The sequence below is a fragment of the Amycolatopsis roodepoortensis genome, from assembly GCF_024628825.1.
Classification (GTDB): domain Bacteria; phylum Actinomycetota; class Actinomycetes; order Mycobacteriales; family Pseudonocardiaceae; genus Amycolatopsis; species Amycolatopsis roodepoortensis.
The window spans coordinates 2,898,087-2,910,429 of record NZ_CP102415.1 but is presented as its reverse complement, the minus strand read 5'-3'; the positions used below and the strand labels follow the sequence as shown (position 1 = coordinate 2,910,429).

12 protein-coding genes are annotated in these 12,343 nt (G+C 68.5%); 6 read left to right on the top strand and 6 right to left on the bottom strand.

What is annotated here, in order from left to right; all coding sequences use genetic code 11:
- Positions 1-132: 132 nt before the first annotated feature.
- Entirely contained in the window at positions 133-321 is a 189-nt protein-coding gene (locus tag NQK81_RS13685) for a hypothetical protein (protein ID WP_192745954.1), read from the top strand.
- A 247-nt stretch (positions 322-568) separates the two neighbouring features.
- Positions 569-1,174, top strand: a complete 606-nt coding sequence (locus tag NQK81_RS13680; protein WP_478264112.1) for a response regulator transcription factor — start codon at positions 569-571, stop codon at positions 1,172-1,174.
- An 18-nt stretch (positions 1,175-1,192) separates the two neighbouring features.
- Here NQK81_RS13680 and NQK81_RS13675 read toward each other — a convergent pair whose 3' ends face one another.
- A complete protein-coding gene (locus NQK81_RS13675) occupies positions 1,193-3,514 on the bottom strand; it encodes a sensor histidine kinase (RefSeq protein WP_257488489.1) in 2,322 nt (773 codons plus the stop codon).
- Positions 3,515-3,869: 355 nt separating this feature from the next.
- Here NQK81_RS13675 and NQK81_RS13670 point away from each other — a divergent pair, with 355 nt between their 5' ends.
- Complete coding sequence (locus tag NQK81_RS13670) at positions 3,870-4,490, top strand: L-threonylcarbamoyladenylate synthase (protein ID WP_005154159.1); 621 nt, start codon at positions 3,870-3,872, stop codon at positions 4,488-4,490.
- Between the two features lie 45 nt (positions 4,491-4,535).
- On the opposite strand, the gene NQK81_RS13665 is transcribed toward NQK81_RS13670, so the two are convergent.
- From NQK81_RS13665 to NQK81_RS13655, 3 genes are all read right to left on the bottom strand, one after another.
- The gene (locus NQK81_RS13665) at positions 4,536-5,222 is read right to left on the bottom strand and encodes a winged helix-turn-helix transcriptional regulator (RefSeq protein ID WP_192745951.1); all 687 of its coding nucleotides are present in this window, start codon (positions 5,220-5,222) and stop codon (positions 4,536-4,538) included.
- 47 nt (positions 5,223-5,269) lie between these two features.
- Entirely contained in the window at positions 5,270-6,082 is an 813-nt protein-coding gene (locus tag NQK81_RS13660; RefSeq protein ID WP_257488488.1) for an AfsR/SARP family transcriptional regulator, read from the bottom strand.
- Positions 6,083-6,246: 164 nt separating this feature from the next.
- Entirely contained in the window at positions 6,247-6,852 is a 606-nt protein-coding gene (locus tag NQK81_RS13655; RefSeq protein ID WP_465484252.1) for a response regulator transcription factor, read from the bottom strand.
- A gap of 438 nt (positions 6,853-7,290) precedes the next feature.
- Here NQK81_RS13655 and NQK81_RS13650 point away from each other — a divergent pair, with 438 nt between their 5' ends.
- Positions 7,291-8,286 (top strand): DUF1702 family protein, encoded by a 996-nt coding sequence (locus tag NQK81_RS13650; RefSeq protein ID WP_257488487.1) that lies wholly within the window; start codon positions 7,291-7,293, stop codon positions 8,284-8,286.
- Between the two features lie 79 nt (positions 8,287-8,365).
- On the opposite strand, the gene NQK81_RS13645 is transcribed toward NQK81_RS13650, so the two are convergent.
- Positions 8,366-9,064 (bottom strand): helix-turn-helix transcriptional regulator, encoded by a 699-nt coding sequence (locus NQK81_RS13645; RefSeq protein ID WP_257489751.1) that lies wholly within the window; start codon positions 9,062-9,064, stop codon positions 8,366-8,368.
- 466 nt (positions 9,065-9,530) lie between these two features.
- Here NQK81_RS13645 and NQK81_RS13640 point away from each other — a divergent pair, with 466 nt between their 5' ends.
- The gene (locus NQK81_RS13640; protein WP_192746871.1) at positions 9,531-10,136 is read left to right on the top strand and encodes a response regulator transcription factor; all 606 of its coding nucleotides are present in this window, start codon (positions 9,531-9,533) and stop codon (positions 10,134-10,136) included.
- Between the two features lie 12 nt (positions 10,137-10,148).
- On the opposite strand, the gene NQK81_RS13635 is transcribed toward NQK81_RS13640, so the two are convergent.
- On the bottom strand, positions 10,149-11,228 hold the full coding sequence (locus NQK81_RS13635; protein WP_257488486.1) for a carboxylate-amine ligase: 1,080 nt from the start codon (positions 11,226-11,228) through the stop codon (positions 10,149-10,151).
- A gap of 134 nt (positions 11,229-11,362) precedes the next feature.
- Between NQK81_RS13635 and pip the strand changes: the two genes are divergently transcribed.
- On the top strand, positions 11,363-12,298 hold the full coding sequence (gene pip, locus NQK81_RS13630) for a prolyl aminopeptidase (protein ID WP_257488485.1): 936 nt from the start codon (positions 11,363-11,365) through the stop codon (positions 12,296-12,298).
- The last annotated feature ends 45 nt before the right edge of the window (positions 12,299-12,343 follow it).

Here is a 12,343-nt window from a genome sequence, read left to right as displayed (position 1 = left end):
AGTCGGAAGAACCTTCCGGAGTAGGTAAAAAGCACATTCCCGCGATGATGCACGACACTGGCTGCGAACTGGGTGCTCAGGCACGATTTCCTCATCGAACAAGAACACCCGACCAGCCTGGGAGCCATTTCGATGAAGAACGCTGTGACCGACAACGTCCGTTCGCTATTCGCCGTCCGGGGAATCGACACCACTTCCGCCGGGCACCAGGTCGAGCTGGTGATCGACCGGTTCGACAACTGGTCGAACCGGCAGGGTGGGCAGGTCTTCGGCTGTTTCACCACCTGTGAGGTCCCTCCGCCGCTGGCCGAGGCGAGCTGAAGCCGACCACCGCTCCGCCGACCGCCTCTCACGTCGCGAACGTGAGAGGCGGTCGGCTTTGTGAGATCACGGAAAGTCGCCCATGAGTGCGGAACTCGTATCCGGGTAACTCGTTCGCCGCGTAATACACCAAGCCGGACACCTCGTGGCAGAGCCGACTCATCACTCGAATGGTGGAACGCATTCCGGTTGGCCGTGTTTAGGTTGGGTGACGGGGACAGCGTGCGCGGAGGGGGCGGCGCCGATGGTGATCAGAGTTCTCATAGCCGAGGACATGCATATCGTCAGGGGGGCGCTGGTAGCGCTCCTGCGGCTGGAGCCGGATATCGAAGTGGTGTCCGAAGTGGCGTCCGGAGACGAGATCCTGGCCGCCGCGCGGAGTTCGCGGACTCAGGTCGCGATCATCGACATCGACCTTCCAGGCAAGGACGGCCTCACCGCGGCCACCGAAATCCACGAGCAGCTTCCCGAGGTCAGGACGCTGATCCTGACCAGCCTCGGCAGACCGGGCACTCTTCGCCGGGCGCTGGCGGCCAAGGTCAACGGTTTCCTGTTGAAAGACGCCCCCGCGGAGAAGCTCGCCAACGCGGTGCGCGGGGTGGCCGCCGGACGGAGGATGGTCGACGGCGAGCTGGCGCTGGCCGCCTGGGACACCGTGGACTGCCCGCTGACCCCGCGCGAGATCGACGTCCTGCGGTTGACCGCGGAGGGCCGCGACACCCTGGAGGTCGCGGCGAAGGCGTTCCTCTCCACCGGAACGGTGCGCAACTACCTGACCACGATCGTGGCGAAGCTCAACGCACGCAACCGGGTCGACGCGATCCGGATCGCGAAGGAATCCGGCTGGATCTGAGCGGTGCTGGACCGCGGTCTATACAGGCACGACGGCACGCAACCGGAACCGTCCGTCGGCCTCGACACCGGCGGTCAACTCGCCGCCCAGGCCGGCGACGCGATCCGACATGTTCGTGATGCCACTGCCCGCGACCTCGACCCGCGCAGGCTTGCCCGGATTCTGGGATCGCCCGTTTTCGACGCCGTCGTTGACGATGTCCAGCGCGACCCCGTTGCCGACCCGCCGCACCGCGATCTCGCATCGTTCGACCTTGCTGTGCCGCAACACGTTCGTCACGCTCTCGCGCAGCACCACGGCCAGCACCGTGCGCACCGGGGCGGGCAGATCCCCGTGCTCCATCTCCAGCCGCACCTGGACGTCAGCGGCCGTCAGCACCGCCTGTGCGGACCGCGACTCCTTGTCCAGCGACAGTTCGCGGTAGCCGCTCGCCACCGAGCGTACGTCGGTCAGTGCCTGCCGGGTCAGACCGAGGATCTCCAGCAGCTCGTCGGAGGCCCGCGTGGTGTCGATGTCCATGATCCGGCTGGTCAGCTCGCTCTTCAGCGCGATCGCCGAGAGGCTCATGCCGAGCAGGTCGTGCAGGTCGCGGGCGAAGCGCAGCCGTTCCTCGGCGACCGCGACCTCGGCGAGCCGTTTCCTGGTCTCACCCAGTTCGGTCACCAGCCGGGTCAGCCAGATGAGCCCGAAGACCATCAGGCCGGTGTTCACTTGGGACGCGAAGGTGTTGAACGCGTCGAGGAAGCCGGCGCCGGAATCGATCCGGATGAGCACGGGCCCGGCGACCGTCGCGGCGAACGCGGCCCATCCCGCGATCGGCGGCAGCACCAGCAGGGCGGTGCCGGCGAACAGGCTGGGCAGGCTCACCCAGGCGTGCCCGAGCGGGATCAGCGGCAGAAAGACCAGACAGGCCTGAACGAACAGCAGCGCGTAGCTCCGCCGTGAGCGCAGCCGGACGTTCGGCCGGGCGAAATAGGCCAGTTGCAGGGTGACGAGTGCGGTGATGGGGCCGGCGATGAGCGCGATGCGCCAGCCGTCCCCGGTCAGGTTGAACACCCGGGACATGGCCGAGAGACCGAAGGCGATGAAGACCGCCGTCAGCATCCACTGGACGTTCCTGGCGTCGATCCGGGACCAGTGACTGGGACTCCGCGCCAGTGCTGCTTCGGCGGGGTCGGCCTGCTCGGGCACCGGCAGTTCGGCATGGAGGCGCCATCGTCCGGTCGAGTCGGGACCCGCGCTGAGCGTCCCGCCGTGTCCGATGATCTCGTCCGTCACCTCGCGGAGGCTCTCGGCCGTCTCCGCCGGGACGTCCTCGTGCGCCGTGCCGTCGTGGACGATCTCCAGCGCGACGCGGCCCTCGCTGGTGCGCACGGCGATCTCGCAGTGCTGGACGCCGGTGTAGCGGAGCACGTTCGTGACGCCCTCTCGCAGCACCTTCGCCAGCAAGGTGCGCAGCTTCACCGGCAGCTCGACCTGCTCGAGATCGACCCGCACCGCGACGTTCGAGGCTGAAAGCAACGACACCGCGGTGCGCGATTCCTTGTCCAGCGACAGCTCACGGTACCCCCTGGCCACCGACCGCACGTCGGACAGCGTGCGCTGCGCGATCCCGGTGATCTCGGCCAGTTCCTCGCGCGCCCGCCGCGGTGACTTGCGCAGGAGCCGGTGCACCAGTTCGCCCTTGAGCGAGATCGCGGACAGGCCGAGCCCGAGCAGGTCGTGCAGATCCTTGGCGAAGGCCAGCCTCTGCTCCGCCACGGCCCGCCTCGCCAGTTCGGTGCGGGCCTGATGCAGTTCGTTCACCAGCCTCGCGAGCCAGGTCAGCAGATACGTGACCAGCCCGTAGACCACCGCGCTGATCGTGTCGATCGTCGCTCCGAGCGCGGAGTCGGCATAGAACCACAGGATCCACGATGTGGCCGCGATGAGGGTGGTGAACACCGGCCAGCCGACTCGCGGGCGGAGGATCAGCAGCGAACTGCCCGCCGCGATGGTGGTCAGCGAGGTCAGCGCCTCGTCGAAGTGCAGGACCGGCAGATAGGCGAGACCGGTCTGGACCCCCAGAGTCGCCTTCGCCCACCGGGTGTCCAGGGGGATCGCCGGACGGCTGAAGTACAGCAGCTGGATCGCGAGCACGGGCCCGACGTACAGCACGGCCAGCAAGCCGTGCTGCAGGTCCATCCCAGGCTGAAGCAGGACGCCGAGCAGACCGAAGAGGCAGGCGTTGACGAAGACGACGGTGATGACCAGCCCGGCGAGGAACAGCGCCCGGCGAGGACGCCGGTCGATGCCGGCGGTTCCGAGAGGTTCGGCGGTCACAGCGAGCTGGTCCGGCACAGGCACCCCAGTGGTAACAGAAAGACGGCTCGATCTGGTCGCGTTCCCCCTTCGCGACGGCCCGGGCCGTGACACGGCCTTCCATCGCTATGATTCGGATCATAGCCCATGTTCGTTACCCGGGCCGGTCTCTTCGGACGACGGAAGAACGGCGAACAGGGGGACGCTTTCCCTGCTGGGGACGGGAAAAACTCCGGCGTTCACCCGCACGGGTGTGGGCTGTTCGCACCACCCCGTTCATCGCGGAACATGCCACGATGGAAGACGCGGCGGCCGGGAACGGGCGCCGCGGAGATCCACTGTGTACGCGGCGCCCTCGCGGGCGGAAGGGAACGGGTGGCCTTAAGCTCTGCGCATGGCCAGGTATTTCGACGTACACCCGGAAAATCCGCAACGGCGCGCGATCGGACAGGTCGTCGACATCCTGCGCGAAGACGGGCTCATCGCGTATCCGACGGACTCCTGCTTCGCCCTCGGCTGCCAGCTGGGGAACAAGCAGGGCATCGACCGCATCCGGAGCATCCGCAAACTCGACGACCGCCACCATTTCACCCTGGTGTGCCAGGATTTCGCTCAGCTGGGCCAGTTCGTGCACGTGGACAACGCGGTCTTCCGCGCGGTCAAGGCTTCCACGCCCGGCAGCTACACGTTCATCCTCCCGGCCACCAAGGAGGTTCCGCGACGGCTGCTGCACGCCAAGAAGAAGACCGTCGGTGTGCGCATCCCGGACCACGTGGTCACCCAGGCGCTGCTGGGCGAACTCGGCGAGCCGCTGCTGTCGAGCACGCTGCTGCTGCCCGACCAGGAGGAGCCGATGACCCAGGGCTGGGACATCAAGGAACATCTGGAACACGTGGTGGACGCGGTGATCGACTCCGGTGACTGCGGGGTCGAACCCACCACGGTCATCGATTTCTCGTCCGGGGAACCGGAGATCGTGCGGCGGGGCGCCGGCGACACCTCGCGGTTCGAATAGGAAACGGCGGGACCGGTGTTCCGGTCCCGCCGCTGGAGAACGTCCTCAGTGCGTGACGAGCCCTTCGGACTTCGCCGGGGCCGAGGGGATGTGGAACATGCGGGTGAACAGCTCCAGCTTCTCCGGATCGCCCTTGACGGCCACGGCGCCGCTGGTGAGCGCGCTCGCGGCGTCCATCTCGCCGTTCAGCAGCTTCAGCATGACCGGGCCGCGCGGCTCGATGACGAGGTCCGGGTCCGGGTGCGGGCCCTCGCCCGCGGTCAGCGCGCCGTCCTCGACCACCGCGTGGACGACCATCTCGCCGCCGTAGTGCATCTCGAACGCGCAGTGCACGCCGCGGGCCGCGTCCGGCTGAAACGTGGTGTACAGCGACAGGACGGCGGAGTCGAGGGTGAACAGGTCGTCGGCCGTCGGATCGCCGAGCGAGCGGGCGCCCCACAGGCCCAGCTGCAGCACGATCTGGTCGAGGTCGTTGCCGTACTCGGTCAGCTCGTAGACCACCCCGGCGTCGAGCTGCGAGAGCACCCGGCGCTGGACGACACCGTGCCGCTCCAGCTCGTTGAGCCGGGTCGACAGGATGCTCATCGGGATCTTCGGCAGGCCCTGTTGCAGCTCGTCGAACCGTTTCGGGCCGAGCACCAGGTCACGGATCACGAGCAGGGACCAGCGTTCCCCGATGATCTCGAGGGCGCGGGCGAGGCCGCAGAACTGGCCATAGGTGCGAGCGGTCATGCTTGACTCCTCATATTCCTGGGTCTGGTGGTGGCGGTGGTGCTCGGTCAGCGGACCGGGTGTCCCTCGGAAAGCAGTTCGCGGTGCAGCTCTCGCAGTTCGGCGCTGGGTTTCACCCCCAGTTCGTCCTCGAGCCTGGAGCGCAGCCACTCGTAGGACGCCAGGGCGTCGCTGCGTCGTCCGCTGAGCCCCAGTGCGCGGATCAGGTGGGCGTGCAGGGTTTCGTCGAACGGGTCCGCGGTGGTCAGCGACCGCAGGACGCCGAGCATCTCCCGGTGCCTGCCGGCGCGGATCTCGGCCTCGATCCACAGGTCACGGGCATCGCGCCGCTCCTCCAGCAGATAGACGGTGTAGGCGGCGAGGGTCGGTCCACAGTGGATGTTCGCCAGCGGGGGACCGGTCCACAGGTCCAGTGCGGTACGGAAGGCGTGCGCGGCGGCCGCGTCGTCGCCTGCTTCGAGCAGTTCACGGCCGAGCCGGTGGAGCCGGTGGAATTCCGCCACGTCGACCACGCCCGCGTCGATCTCGAGCCGGTAGCCGGGCGGGCTGGTGACCAGCAGATCGCCGGTGCCGCCGGGGTCGAGGTGACGGCGGAGGTGGTGGACGTAGGTGTGCAGGGCCCGGCGGGCGCTGCGGGGCGGGGCTTCGTTCCACAGCTCGTGCACGAGGGAGTCGACGTGGACCGTCCTGCCGGGGCGGATGAGCAGCATCGCCAGCAGTTGCAGGAGTTTCGGCGTGCTCGGCGCGCGATCGGCGGCACCGATGTGCAGTTCGAGCGGGCCGAGGAGACGTGCGCGCACGCCGTGCGGCGCATCGGTCGAGGCGACCGTGTCACCCGGTTCGATCGTCATCGCGTGCATCCCCTGCCCCTCCGGACTCCCCCTCAATGACAGTGACAGAGGCGGAACCTTCGGAACAGTGCCGGCAACACACGGCAGACCGTGATTTTTTCTTTGCCCCGTATGCGATCGTCACGACTTGGAGCGCTGAACCGGTTGCGGCAAAAGAGAAGACGCGAGCCGGGTCAGAGCCAGTCCGAATCGCGGGCGATGCGGATGGCGTCCACCCGGTTGCGGGCGTTGAGTTTCGTCACCACGGTGGCGAGATAGTTCCGGACGGTGCCCGGCGACAGGAACAGTTCCGCCGCGATGTCGGCGACCGTGCGCCCGTTCGCGGCGAGGCGGAGGATCTCGGCCTCCCGCGGGGTCAGCGGGCAGTCCTCGGTTTCCCATGCGGACAAGGCGAGTTCGCTGTCGATGACCCGGCGGCCGGTGGCGACCGAGCGGACCGCGTTGGCGAGTTTGTCGGCGGGCGCGTCCTTGAGCAGGAAGCCGTTGACCTTCGCGTCGAGCGCTCGGCGTACGGTGCCCGGGCGGCCGAGCGACGTGAGGATCAGCGTGCGGACGTCGGGAAGTTGCTGGCAGAGTTCGGAAGCGGCGGTGAGCCCGTCTTTGGCGGGCAGATCGATATCGATGATCGCGACGTCCGGCAGGTACTCCGCCGCCATCGGGAGGATCTTGTCGCCGGAACCCACCTCCGCGACGACCTCGATGTCTTGTTCGAGGTTCAGCAGGGCCACCAAGGCGCCGCGGACCAGGTGCATGTCCTCGGCCAACAGGACTCGGATCACTCCGACCTCCTCTTCCCCAGAAACACGGTAACTCTCAGTGTAGCCAGCAAACCCGTAAGAGTGAATCTGATTCGCACGATACAAGGTTGCGCATTTTTCGGCGGCAGGTTCGCCATGATCGGCGATCCGGTGAGCTGCGACGATGGCGTGGCTTCGAGTGTGGTAAAACTGCGAGCGCTCGATTACTCACCGTCAGGCAAGAAGTCGGTAAAACAGGTTTGCCGAGTACTTTTCAGCCTCTGTTGAGTACTTTCCATTCCGGTGAATTCATCCGGCGAACGGGTGAATCAGTCCTTTTTCGGAGCCGGGAGATGGCCTGTTCGGCGGTACCGGCGCCCGCCTCGATCGGACGTCGATCCGGCGGCGACCGCGGCGTGGTGTCCTCGGCACGAGCCGGTTCGCGCGCGAATTCGCCACTATCCACAAAGGACGTATGTGATGAGCTCATTGCTGGGTGCTCTGCGTAAGGTGCTGTTCGCGCCTTCGCTGGCTTCGGTCGGTTTCGAGGGGCGCGGCTTCGGAGTGCCGCCGACGACGACGACCGCACGCCTGGAGTCGATCCCGCAGGCGGTGGTGTGCGGGTTCGAATGGGGGATCGACGCGCCGGCGCTGTGGGAGGCCGAACGGCGGCTGGACATGGTCGAGCCCGAGATGCGCGGGTTCGCCTACGAGGGCGCGGCGATGGCGTTCACCATCCTCGATGTGATGCCCGGCGGCCGGAAGGACCGCACGGCCGAACTGATGAGCGGCCCCGGCCTCCCGCACGTGTTCCTGACCTACATCGGCATCGGGTTCGCGATGGCCCGGCTGCCCCGGCCACTGTGGAAGAAGGTGCTGCCGGAGCTCGACGGCGTCCCGTTCCACCCGACGATGAGCTGGCTGGCCGTCGACGGTTACGCCTTCGATCGTGCCTACTTCGACACGGACAAGTGGGTCGGTGAGCAGTTCGTGCCCAAGCCGTACCCGTGGGCGGGGGCCCCCGCGTACTTCCCCCGCGCCTGCGACCAGGGCATCGGGCGGGCGTTGTGGTTCATCAACGGCGGTGACCCGGTGAAGGTCGCCGAGGCGGTGGACCGCTTCCCCGCCGGACGCCGCCCGGACCTGTGGAGCGGTGTCGGGCTGGCCTCGACCTTCGCGGGCGGCTGCGACCAGGCCGGGCTGGAGAGGCTGCGCGAGGCCGCGGGTGAATACCAGGACGAACTCGGTCTCGGTGTCGTGTTCGCGGTGAAGGCGAGGACGTTCTCGTCGTTCGTCCCCCCGCACACCCGCCTCGCCGCGCGGACGCTCGCCGGGCTGAGCATCGAGGAGGCCGTCGACCTGGCCGACTCGACCGAGGTCACCGAGGACGCCGCGGACGGGACGCCCGCGTACGAGCTGTGGCGGCAGAACATCCGGGACGGTCTCGCCCCGTCGGCGGGCCGCCTGGCCGCCTGAGGGCCCCTGGATGTCGTGAAAGGGCCGTTCAAGACGTCCGGCGTCTTGAACGGCCCTTTCACGACACGCGGGGTGAGGCTCAGGCGGCCCGCCTGACCGGCTGCGGCCGGTGCCGCAGATCGGGGAGCGCGAGCAGGACCGGCGGGTCGAACAGGCCCTTGGGGCGCACCCGCAGGTCCGCCAGCCGCGCGGTGACGCCCGGTTCGACGGTGATCGGCCCGTGGTGCCCGGTGAGCCCGGTGCCGCGACGCGTGAGCGGCCCGGTCACGCAGTGCGCGACGAGGTGCCAGGTGCCTTCCGGGACGTCGGTCAGCTGATAGGGGCCGGGGACGTCGATGACCGTGTGCCGCACGGGCGCGCCCTCGGGGATACGGGTCGGGAAGAGGCCGACGAACACGAGACCGGGTGAGATCTCCGGCGGCGCGGACACGAAGCCGCGGACGATCGCCGGCTTCGCGCCGGGCAGGGGTTCGCCCGCCAGGCGGTGCTGGAAGCCGCCCTGCCGGCGGTACGCGGAGGGAGAGAGGCCCACGCGGTTGCTGAACCGCGTGCTGAAGGTGCCGACACCGTTGTAGCCGACGCGATGGCTGATGTCGGCGACCGAGATCGAGGTCGTCAGCAGCAGGCGTTTGGCCTCGTCGAGCCGCAGCGCGGACAGGAACCGGCCGGGTGAGACGCCGGTGGCCTGCTGGAACACCCTGCTGAAATGGAATTTGCTGAAGGTCGCGGCGCGGGCGATGTCGTCGATAGTGAGCTCTTCGCCCAGTTTCTCGTGCATGGCCCCAATGGCGCGCTCCACGGCTCGCCGGACAGTCTCATCCATTGTGCCGTCCTTTCGCTCGAGGATTTCTGGGATGTTTGCGGTTTCCGACACTACTGTTCGCCGTCGCTACTCCTGAAGTGCTTGATTCATCGCACGATATGTATCCATGTGCGCTACGACGTGAAAATTTCACGGTCGCCCGGAGCACGGCCCGGCCATGCGAAAACCACGGTCCGGCAATGGTGCGCGCACTGGATCCCGGCGCCGGGCGCCGGCAGAATTCCTGGTAGCGCATTCACGTCGGAACCCCCCGACCGTGTTGGCGTGGTGCGAAGAACGTATTCCCGCGACAACACAGAACCGGCTCTTGACCGCGCACCCCTCGGTGGTCAAGGGCCGGTTTCCATTTCGCGGAACGGGTGTGTGAGGATAGTATCGTCGGCTCGGGGGAGCGACGCGGGCGGAAAGGCAGATGGGGTCGATGATCAAGGTCCTGGTGGCCGAGGACATGCACATTGTCCGGGGGGCACTGGTCGCGCTGCTCGGCTTGGAAGCCGACATCGAGGTCGTCGCCGAATGCGCGAGTGGCGACGAGATCCTCCCGCTCGCCCAGTCCACGCGCCCCGACGTCGCGCTCATCGACATCGACCTGCCGGGCAAGGACGGCCTCACCGCGGCCGCCGAGCTGCACGAGCTGCTTCCCGGGGTCCGCACGCTGATCCTCACCTCGCTCGGCAGCCCCGGCACCCTGCGGCGGGCGCTGGCCGCGAAGGTCAACGGCTTCCTGCGCAAGGACGCGCCCGCCGACCGGCTCGCCAACGCGGTCCGCGGGGTCGCCGCCGGACGGCGCGTCGTCGACGGCGATCTGGCGCTCGCCGCCTGGGACAGCGAGGATTGCCCGCTCACCACCCGCGAGATCGAGGTGCTCCGGCTGGCGTCGGTCGGCTCCGACCCGACCGAGATCGCCGCCGAGCTGTTCCTGTCCGCCGGTACCGTGCGGAACTACCTGACGACGATCGTTTCGAAGCTCAGCGCCCGCAACCGGGTCGACGCGGTGCGGATCGCCAGGGAGTCCGGCTGGCTGTGACGCCGAGGCGGCTCACCTGGCCGGGACGGTCATCGTGGCGTGGGCGAGCTCCGCGGCGAACTCGCCGGTGGAAGCCGCTTCCGCGAGCAGCCGGCGTTGCCGGGCCGCGCCCGTGCCGTGGTCGAACAGCGCCTCCAGCCCACGTTCGACGTCCTCCTCGTCACCCGCCGCCCTGAGCGCCGGCCGGACGAATTCGACGAGTTCGCCGAGCAGATCGCGCTGACCGGCCTCCCCTCCGGTGAAGACGTCGACGCCCGGCCCGTCCAGCCCCCGGCGCGCGGCCGCCGTCAAGGCCGCGCCGATCCGGGTACCGCGGGCGCGCGGCGGCCTCGTCGTCGCCGCGCAGGTCGCGACCAGCCCGCGCACCAGCGCGGCGAGCAGCACCGCGTCGTCGACCGACAGGCAGACGTCGGCGATCCGCACCTCGACCGTGGGATATCGAGGGGAAAGGCGGGCGTAGAAGTACACCCCCGCCGCGTCGAGGGCGGCACCGTCGCGCACGGCCTCCCCGATGCTCCGGTCGTACGCGGCCGCGCCGGACCATTCGTCGGGTGGCCGGGCCGTCGGCCATCGGTCCCAGAGCGGGAAGCGCCTGCTCGACCAGCCGGAGTCGGCGCCGTTCTCGACCGGGGAGTTGGCGCTGAGCGCCAGCAACGGCGCGAGCCACGGCCGCAGCCCGGCGAGAACCCGTGCGCCCAGATCCCGCGACGGGACACCGACGTGCACATGGCAGGCGCAGGTCCCCGCCTGGCGGATCAGGTCCGGGAACGCCTGTGCCATCCGCCGGTACCGGGGCTCGGGGGTGAGCGTGTCTCCCCGCAGGCCGCCGGGCGGGATCCCCGTCGCCGCCATCAGGCACCCGTCGGCCCTTGCCGCCGTCGCGACGATCTGCCGCAGCCGCGTCAGTTCCGAGCGCACCTCGTCCAGGCCGCGGCAGACGCCGGTCGCGGTCTCGATCTGGAACCGCATCAGCTCACCGGAGACATCCGGCCCGGGTGGGAGGCTCTCGAGTATTTCGGGGGCCCGCAACGCGACCGAGCCGTCCACCGGGTCGAGCAGGACGAACTCTTCTTCCACACCAAGGGTGAACATGGTTCCCCGTTCCGTGGTTTTCGCCGGTGTCACTGAATCTGCCCTCTCGGGCGCGGAGAGGAAAGGGCCGGTGTGCTGAACTTCGTTGCGGCGAAAGTGTTTCGTGGCCTCACTGACGGTCTAGCCTATGGTTCATGATCGATCTGTATCCACCGGCCGAGCCCTACGACAGCGGGCTGCTCGACGTAGGCGACGGCAATCTCGTCTACTGGGAGACCTGCGGGAATCCGGCCGGGAAGCCGGCGGTCATGCTGCACGGCGGCCCCGGACAGGGCTGTACGCCGGGCATGCGGCGGATGTTCGACCCGGCCCGCTACCGTGCGGTGCTGTTCGATCAGCGTGGCTGCGGCCGCAGCACCCCGCACGCGAGCGACCCGGCGACCGGCCTCCGGCACAACACGACGGATCATCTCGTCGCCGACATGGAGCGGCTGCGGAAGCATCTGGGGATCGAACGCTGGCTCGTCACCGGAGGTTCGTGGGGCACGACGCTCGCGCTCGCCTACGCCGAACGGCACCCGGAGCGGGTCACCGAGATCATCGTCAGCTCCATCAGCACGACACGGCCATCGGAGATCGACTGGCTGTATCACGGCGTCGGCCGGTTCTTCCCCGAGGAATGGGCCCGCTTCCGCGGTGATCTCACCGGCGACCTCGTCGCCGCCTACGCGCGGCTCATGGACGATCCCGACATCCGGGTGCGGACCGAGGCCGCCCGCTCCTGGCTCGTCTGGGAAGACACCGTGCTGTCACTGGAGCCCGGCGCGACCATCCACAATGGACCGATCGGCGAATGGGAACTCGCGTTCGCCCGTATCGTCACGCACTACTACTCCCACGCGGGCTGGCTGGAGCCCGGCGCGCTGATCCGCGACGCCGGTCTGTTGCGGGACATTCCCGGCGTGCTGATCCACGGACGGCGAGACCTGAGCTGCCCGGTGGACACGGCCTGGGAACTCGCCCGAGCCTGGCCCGGCGCGGAGTTGCTGATCGACGACGACTCGGGACATCACTCGAGCGACGTGAAACGAGCGTGGAAGCTGGCGGCGCTGGACCGGTTCGCCGTCTGAGGTTTTAGGGCGACTCCAGCTGGGCAGGGCTCGCTCCGCCCTTCA

Excerpts from the sequence above, each read along its gene's own strand:
- NQK81_RS13660 (WP_257488488.1), bottom strand. The coding sequence starts at position 6,082 with ATGCACGCGATGACGATCGAACCGGGTGACACGGTCGCCTCGACCGAT.
- NQK81_RS13645 (WP_257489751.1), bottom strand. The coding sequence starts at position 9,064 with ATGCACGAGAAACTGGGCGAAGAGCTCACTATCGACGACATCGCCCGC.
- NQK81_RS13635 (WP_257488486.1), bottom strand. The coding sequence starts at position 11,228 with ATGTTCACCCTTGGTGTGGAAGAAGAGTTCGTCCTGCTCGACCCGGTG.
- NQK81_RS13650 (WP_257488487.1), top strand. The coding sequence starts at position 7,291 with ATGAGCTCATTGCTGGGTGCTCTGCGTAAGGTGCTGTTCGCGCCTTCG.
- pip (WP_257488485.1), top strand. The coding sequence starts at position 11,363 with ATGATCGATCTGTATCCACCGGCCGAGCCCTACGACAGCGGGCTGCTC.
- NQK81_RS13665 (WP_192745951.1), bottom strand. The coding sequence starts at position 5,222 with ATGACCGCTCGCACCTATGGCCAGTTCTGCGGCCTCGCCCGCGCCCTC.
- NQK81_RS13670 (WP_005154159.1), top strand. The coding sequence starts at position 3,870 with ATGGCCAGGTATTTCGACGTACACCCGGAAAATCCGCAACGGCGCGCG.
- NQK81_RS13685 (WP_192745954.1), top strand. The coding sequence starts at position 133 with ATGAAGAACGCTGTGACCGACAACGTCCGTTCGCTATTCGCCGTCCGG.
- NQK81_RS13640 (WP_192746871.1), top strand. The coding sequence starts at position 9,531 with ATGATCAAGGTCCTGGTGGCCGAGGACATGCACATTGTCCGGGGGGCA.